This is a genomic window from Neisseria sp. P0008.S010, from assembly GCF_051962715.1.
Classification (GTDB): Bacteria; Pseudomonadota; Gammaproteobacteria; order Burkholderiales; family Neisseriaceae; genus Neisseria; species Neisseria elongata.
This window is the reverse complement of record NZ_JBQCVA010000485.1, coordinates 1-204: the sequence shown is the minus strand read 5'-3', so window position 1 is coordinate 204 and position 204 is coordinate 1. Positions and strand designations below refer to the sequence as shown.

1 pseudogene is annotated in these 204 nt (G+C 46.6%); it reads right to left on the bottom strand.

What is annotated here, in order from left to right:
• Positions 1–77: 77 nt before the first annotated feature.
• Positions 78–204: pseudogene (locus ACTHSL_RS14445) on the bottom strand (IS1595 family transposase); the annotation flags it as partial.

The following is a 204-nucleotide window of genomic DNA, read 5'->3' as shown; positions in this document are numbered from 1 at the left end:
GCGGCGATACGCCGTTTGAGGTTTTGCAGGCTTACTTTTCTCAACCTGTGGTGTAAACAACGCGGTTATTTTCTACAGCTCAGACTATCGGTATAAACAATGCTGTCCGGCATGATTGTCTGTTTGATAACAGGCATCAACGTATCGGACTTGGCATTATCTACGACAACGGTATAGACCCGTCCGTTGCGTTTCAGAATGCTG